The organism is Leptolyngbya sp. FACHB-60 (assembly GCF_014695775.1).
In the GTDB taxonomy this organism is placed as follows: Bacteria; Cyanobacteriota; Cyanobacteriia; order Phormidesmidales; family Phormidesmidaceae; genus Nodosilinea.
In genome coordinates this window covers 38,729-44,821 of the sequence record NZ_JACJOX010000076.1, presented here as the reverse complement: position 1 = coordinate 44,821, position 6,093 = coordinate 38,729, and the positions used below count along the sequence as shown (strand labels likewise).

Sequence of the window (6,093 nt, the reverse complement as noted above, 5' to 3'; positions counted from 1 at the left end):
CCAGTCACGATGGCTATCCAACGTCTTATGTTCTACCGCTAAAGCGCCGAAGGGGCACAACTCTATGTCGTATCGTGGGGGGACAACCTTACGTCGGGTGACACACTGCAATGTCCCTACGTCGAACCTGTCCTAACCAAATGGACGTTTGCAATATCTGATTAAGTCATTTGTTCGCGCGCTGCATCAAGGATGCCTCCCTCTAAAAGGCGTAGCGCACCGTGCAGTAGGGCATCTCCTGATGCAGTAGTTCCTGAAATTGCTCAACTAAACTGCCCTTCAACCCTCGCTTGTAGCGAACGTTTTTGCCGCCGGTCTGCGAAAACTTGGTCTCTTGCAGGTCGGGTTGCCACAGCAGGTCTTCGCCCTTGGGATGCCAGCCCATGTTGATATCGTGGAGGCGATCGTTGTGGGTTAAGAAGATCACCTCGCACTGGAGCTGCTGCTTGGCGCGATCGCTAAGGGTGTCGTCAATTTGGCGAAAAAGCTCGGTGTAGTCGTCGAGCCAGCCCTCGTAATAAACAACGGGCGCAAAGTTGAGGTGCACCTCGTAACCGGCTTCGACAAAATCGTTGATAGCATTGATGCGATCTGGAATTGGCGACGTTCGCACATCGATAATTTGAGCCTTAGCGGCAGGCATGAGGCTAAACCGAATCCGGGTCTTGCCCTGGGGGTCGTAGCTCAGCAACTGTCGATTGACGCATTTGGTAGCAAAGGTCGCCTTGCCGTTGGGAATGCGGCGAAACAGGGCAATGATATCCTTCACGTTGTCGCAAATAGCCGCATCGACCGAGCAGTCGCTGTTCTCGCCAATCTCGTAGACCCAAAACTGAGAGTCGACCTGGTTGGGTTCTAGCTTGTGGCCCTGGCGCTTGGCGTGACGCTCTAGGTAACCCAACACTCGCTCAATATTGACAAAGACGGTAATTGGGTTCGCGAAACCTTTGCGCCGGGCCACATAGCAGTATGAGCAGGCCATGGCGCAGCCGTTGGCGTGGGAGGGAGCAACAAAATCGGAAGAACGGCTGTTGGGCCGCGCCTGCATAGATTTCTTCACCCCCAGCACCAGTACGGTGCGCTTGATGCGAGTCCAGTCATCGATCGAGCCTTCGTTGCCGTGCAGGTCAGGAATGTTCCAGTGGGACGGCACCTCAATCAGCGATGCGTTGGGATGCTGGGCCAAAATCTCTTGACCGCGGGGGTACTGAAAAGCATCGGGCTCGTGATAAATCTCCTGAATGTTGAGAAGTCGCTCTAGGTGAATCTGAGGGGCCAGTCTCTGCTCGTCGCGCGTTGGTTGGGGGGCGATGGGAGTCGAGGTCAAAGTGCAGAAATCCTTAGCGGGTGATGAATACAGTGCTTGCGCATCTGCTTTCACCGTAGCGAGTAGACGCGGCAGAGAAAACCAGTTGATTGGGGTAACTGCCGCCCCTAGCAGGGCGGGTTTCTGCCGTCGAAAGATACCCCTCAGAGGGTGGGGAATCCATGCCCGCTAGAGGATTGCTCAGCTCAGTTTGCTTGCCATAGTAAAAGCTGCTCGCTCTTCTGCCCCCAACTGCAAGCGCACAGTCGCAGCGCACCTCGCCCATGACTTCCTATGCCCCCACTCAAGCCATCGTTGACACCCCAAACCTAGGGCTGGTCTGCATTACGACCTCGCCCGAGGTGCGCTTTAAGACGATGACTCGCAAGCGGCTGTTGCAGCTAGATGAAGAAGCACAGGCGCAGGCGGTGCGATCGCTCTACGGCGAGAACCTGAGGCGGCTCAACCTAGCGATCACGTTTTGCCAAGACAACCAAATTCAGCTCTACCGCCTGATATCAAACATTTTTCCGTTTTCGGATACACCTCTGGGCACGAAAATTTTGGAGGAGTTTGCCGAAGCTCTGAGGCAGCTAGGCGATCGCGCCCAGGCTGCCAACATCCGTCTGGTGCTGCACCCCGATCAGTTTGTGGTGCTCAACTCCGACAACCCGACGGTGATTGAGAACAGCATCACTATCCTGACGGCCCACGCCCGCTGGTTTGACCTGATGGGCCTACCCCAGTCTCCCTGGGCGTTGATGAATATCCACGGCGGCAAGGGCGATCGCGGCGATCGCCTCATCCAGGTAATCCGCGATCTGCCGACGCCGATTCGCTCTCGCCTCACTCTAGAGAACGACGAGCACACCTACAGCGCCGCCGCTATCCTAGACATCTGCCAAGCAACGCAGATTCCGATGGTGTTCGACGCCCACCACCACCTAATTCACGAACGCCTCGATAGCTACGACGATCCCAGCGTCGAGCAGATGCTGACAGCGGCTCGCACCACCTGGCCCGACCCAGCCTGGCAGCTAGTGCACATTTCCAACGGGTCTAGCGCCCTCCACGACCCTCGCCACAGCGACTTGATCACCGCCATGCCCAGTTCCTTCCGCCAGGCTCCCTGGATTGAGGTGGAGGCCAAGCACAAGGAGCTGGCGATCACGCATCTGCGCCAGACGTGGTTGTCGGCCTGAGGTGCCAAGGGTGACGGGTTAGTGGGGGTCTAAGGTTTAGGGTTTCAGGTATAGGGCCGGCCTTGAACCCTAGACCTTATACCCTAAACCCAAGCCTGTTAGAGCTTGTCACAATCAGCCCAGTCAAGCACTAGATTTCAGTATCCTTAAGGTAGGGCCAGATAAACCGACACCCTAAGGAAATTGCTAAATGAATCGTCGTGGGTTGATTGCCAAACTGCTGGCCGTGGGGATGATGGTTGCGATCGCCCTGCTCGGCTCCCCCATTGCCCAGGCGCAAGCGGCGACGGAGCTAACGGTATACCGTAGTCCCAGCTGTAACTGCTGTGGCCACTGGGTTGACCACATGCAAGCCGCTGGGTTTACCGTAGAAAGCGTGGTCACGGACGACATGGATGCGATCAAAGACCAGTACGGTGTGCCAGAGGCGCTGGCCTCGTGCCACACGGCCCTAATTGAGGGCTACGTCATTGAGGGCCATGTGCCCGCGTCGGATGTGCAGCGGTTGTTGAGCGAGCAACCTGATGTGCTCGGCATTGCCGCGCCGGGGATGCCAGTAGGCTCGCCGGGGATGGAAACGGGCGATCGCGTCGACCCCTACACCGTGGTCTCCTTTGCCGCGAACGGTGACACCGCCACCTTTGCCGAACATCTGTGAGCATCGCCACCTACCCCACTGTAGATCGTGCCGATCTCACGCTATGACTTACTACCGCAGTCAGCCCGAGGCCTTTTCTGCTGCCTACCTGCACAACCTGCGGGGGGCAATTCAGTCGTGTCGCTACTTTGCCACCAACAACCTCAACCGCGATTTTGTCGCCACAAAAGGGTTCTCTGTGGTGTTTAAGCAGGCGGGCCGGGCCGAGGTCGATCGCCAGTTTCCCTTTTTTAAGCCCTATCTCGACCAGGCGCTGCTGCCCAACTGCAACGCTTTCTATCTGAACCCGCTGATGTTGAAACAGGGGTCGCGGGTTGACCCTCACATCGATCGATCACTGCGGTCATATTGCAAAACCATTGAGCCCCCCGAACAAGTCAGTGTGCTCTACGTGCAGGTGCCCGCCGACCTGGCCAGCGGCGAACTGGTGTTGCAACGGGGGCGGCAGCGGGTGGCGCAGATTCGGCCCCAAACCGGCCTACTGCTACACTTCCAGGGCGATCTGACCCACTCTGTAAACGCTATGGCCAGCGCGGGCAGCCGCCTCAGCCTGGTGTGTGAACAGTACTGCCTCGATGCCGAGGCTCTGTGGGATATCCCTGAATTTTTGATCGAATCTAGAGCCGCTGCCCCCGCTAAAACCCGGCGATAGGCCAATTGAGGCACTAGTGGGTACAAATTTAGTATTCTTTAATCAGTCATAGAGGGCGTTTGAAGAGCGATTTGCTGTAGCTTTGAGCATCTGCTGATTCCCGTACCTTTCTTAACAGGGAGGTAAAAGTTCCTTTCTTGAGGGAAAGGGAAATTGACGTGGAATCTTCACTTTTGCTACCAGAAGCAGAGCTTTTTAAAAGGTCCTCTCGAACCGCTGTCGTAGAAAGTGAAGTGTCTTCTAGAGCAATCTACAACGCCACTACTTAGGTGCGTTAGGCACTTTCTTTTTTTCATTCTTTGCCCTTCATTCTTTAGCTGTATGAGTTTAATTCAAGAAATCTTTCTCGAAACCGATTGGGAAGAGGTGGAGCAAGCCCAGGCCGCCTGCGATCTGCGGGCCGCCCAGCTCAAAGCTGAGGGCCACAACTGCACCTGCACAACGCTCTACCGCATTACCGACGGGCGACGGGTGTTTTTGCTTGAGGCCCAGCACCCCGACTCCTTGGAACCGGAGAACAAGCCCTCACGGCGCAAGCTTCCTGCCCGGCGATCGGCCCCAAGAGGATGAGCTGAGGGGCGTGCGCCGTGCGCCCCTACGAGGGGTTACCCCTTGACCAAACTCAGGGCGACGGCCTCTGCCACCCGAATGCCGTCGATGCCGGCGGATAAAATGCCCCCGGCATAGCCGGCCCCTTCGCCAGCGGGGTATAGCCCAGCGGTGTTGAGGCTTTGAAACTGCTCATTGCGCTTGATGCGAATGGGTGATGAGGTGCGGGTCTCGATGCCGGTAAGCACGGCGTCATCCATGGCGAACCCGTGGATTTTGTGGTCGAAGGCCGGGATGGCCTCGCGGATGGCGGCGATCGCATAGTCGGGCAAACTGCCGCTCAAGTCACCCAGCTTGACCCCCGGTTTGTAGGAGGGTTGCACCTCACCAAAGGCCGTCGAGGGACGGTTGGCTAAAAAATCCCCCACTAGCTGCCCCGGAGCTTCGTAGGTGCCGCCACCCAGCTCAAAGGCAACTTCCTCCAGGCGACGCTGGAGTGCGATGCCCGCCAGCGGCCCCTCGGGATAGTCAACCTCAGGGGTGATGCCCACGACGATGGCGCTGTTGGCGTTCGATTCATCGCGCGCGTACTCGCTCATGCCGTTGGTCACCAGGCGGCCCGGCTCTGAGGCGGCCGCCACCACCTTGCCGCCGGGGCACATGCAAAAGCTGTAGACCGATCGTCCGTTTTCGCAATGGTGCACCAGCTTGTAGTCGGCGGAGCCAAGGCGGGGGTGCCCAGCCTGGTCGCCCAACCGGCAGCGATCGATCAACGCCTGGGGATGCTCGATGCGAAAGCCGATAGAAAAGGGCTTGGCCTCGATATAAACCCCCCGCTCGTGGAGCATGTGAAAGGTGTCGCGGGCGCTGTGGCCCACGGCCAACACCACGTGCTCGCTGGCCAGGTAGTCGCCGTTGTCGAGCCGCACGCCGCGCACCTGGCCCTGGTCGATGTCAATGTCGGTCACGCGAGTTTGAAAGCGAATTTCGCCGCCGAGAGACTCAATCATGGCCCGCATCTTTTGCACAATCTTGACTAGGCGGTAGGTGCCAATGTGGGGCTTGTTGATGTAAAGAATTTCAGGAGAAGCCCCAGCATTCACCAGCTCGGTGAGCACCTTGCGGCCGTAGTGATGGGGGTCACTCACCTGGCTGTAGAGCTTGCCATCGGAGAACGTGCCCGCGCCACCTTCGCCAAACTGCGCGTTTGACTCGGGGTTGAGGGTCTTTTTGAGCCAAAAGCCAAAGGTGTCAACGCTGCGATCGCGCACCGACTTGCCCCGTTCGAGCACAATCGGCCGAAACCCCATCTGCGCCAGCATCAGCCCCGCAAACATACCGCAGGGTCCCATGCCAATCACAATGGGTCGCGCCGGGAGCTGGGGTGGAGCTTGGGCTACCGAACGGTAGGTCAGATCGGGCGTCACGGTCACCGTGGCATCTTTCTTAAACCGCTTGAGCAGGGCCTTTTCCTTTGGCGTCTCCACATCGACAATGTAGACCAGCGCAATGTTGCCCTTTTTGCGGGCGTCATAGCTGCGTTTGAAAATGGTGAAGCTGCTCAAGTCTTCTGCTGTCAGATACAGCTTTTTGAGAATGGCCTCCTCAAGGGCGGCTTCAGGGTGGTCGAGGGGCAGTTTAATCTGGCTAAGGCGTAGCATACGAAATAGTGGGGCAAAGTCCCAGTGAGGCGCAGAGGATCATCATGCCACATCGGTCTGGGGTC

Annotated in this window: 6 protein-coding genes; 4 read left to right on the top strand and 2 right to left on the bottom strand. The window is 57.7% G+C overall.

The window, feature by feature from the left end; translation table 11 throughout:
* Positions 1-202: 202 nt before the first annotated feature.
* Positions 203-1,267, bottom strand: a complete 1,065-nt coding sequence (locus H6F57_RS26155) for a spore photoproduct lyase family protein (RefSeq protein ID WP_190631909.1) — start codon at positions 1,265-1,267, stop codon at positions 203-205.
* Between the two features lie 323 nt (positions 1,268-1,590).
* On the opposite strand from H6F57_RS26155, the gene uvsE reads away from it, so the two are divergent.
* From uvsE to H6F57_RS26135, 4 genes are all read left to right on the top strand, one after another.
* Positions 1,591-2,508 carry a UV DNA damage repair endonuclease UvsE gene (gene uvsE, locus H6F57_RS26150; RefSeq protein ID WP_190631899.1) on the top strand — a complete coding sequence of 306 codons (918 nt, stop codon included), beginning with the start codon at positions 1,591-1,593 and terminating at the stop codon, positions 2,506-2,508.
* 190 nt (positions 2,509-2,698) lie between these two features.
* The gene (locus H6F57_RS26145) at positions 2,699-3,166 is read left to right on the top strand and encodes a DUF411 domain-containing protein (protein WP_190631897.1); all 468 of its coding nucleotides are present in this window, start codon (positions 2,699-2,701) and stop codon (positions 3,164-3,166) included.
* A 43-nt stretch (positions 3,167-3,209) separates the two neighbouring features.
* Entirely contained in the window at positions 3,210-3,818 is a 609-nt protein-coding gene (locus H6F57_RS26140) for a 2OG-Fe(II) oxygenase (RefSeq protein ID WP_190631895.1), read from the top strand.
* 321 nt (positions 3,819-4,139) lie between these two features.
* The gene (locus H6F57_RS26135; protein WP_190631893.1) at positions 4,140-4,388 is read left to right on the top strand and encodes a hypothetical protein; all 249 of its coding nucleotides are present in this window, start codon (positions 4,140-4,142) and stop codon (positions 4,386-4,388) included.
* Between the two features lie 35 nt (positions 4,389-4,423).
* Here the strand turns inward: H6F57_RS26135 and H6F57_RS26130 are convergent, their stop codons facing one another.
* Positions 4,424-6,028 (bottom strand): NAD(P)/FAD-dependent oxidoreductase, encoded by a 1,605-nt coding sequence (locus H6F57_RS26130; protein ID WP_190631891.1) that lies wholly within the window; start codon positions 6,026-6,028, stop codon positions 4,424-4,426.
* Between the last annotated feature and the right edge of the window lie 65 nt (positions 6,029-6,093).

Bases quoted from the DNA above. Each gene is read 5' to 3' on its own strand.
- H6F57_RS26145 (WP_190631897.1), top strand. From the start codon at position 2,699: ATGAATCGTCGTGGGTTGATTGCCAAACTGCTGGCCGTGGGGATGATG.
- H6F57_RS26135 (WP_190631893.1), top strand. From the start codon at position 4,140: ATGAGTTTAATTCAAGAAATCTTTCTCGAAACCGATTGGGAAGAGGTG.
- uvsE (WP_190631899.1), top strand. From the start codon at position 1,591: ATGACTTCCTATGCCCCCACTCAAGCCATCGTTGACACCCCAAACCTA.
- H6F57_RS26130 (WP_190631891.1), bottom strand. From the start codon at position 6,028: ATGCTACGCCTTAGCCAGATTAAACTGCCCCTCGACCACCCTGAAGCC.
- H6F57_RS26140 (WP_190631895.1), top strand. From the start codon at position 3,210: ATGACTTACTACCGCAGTCAGCCCGAGGCCTTTTCTGCTGCCTACCTG.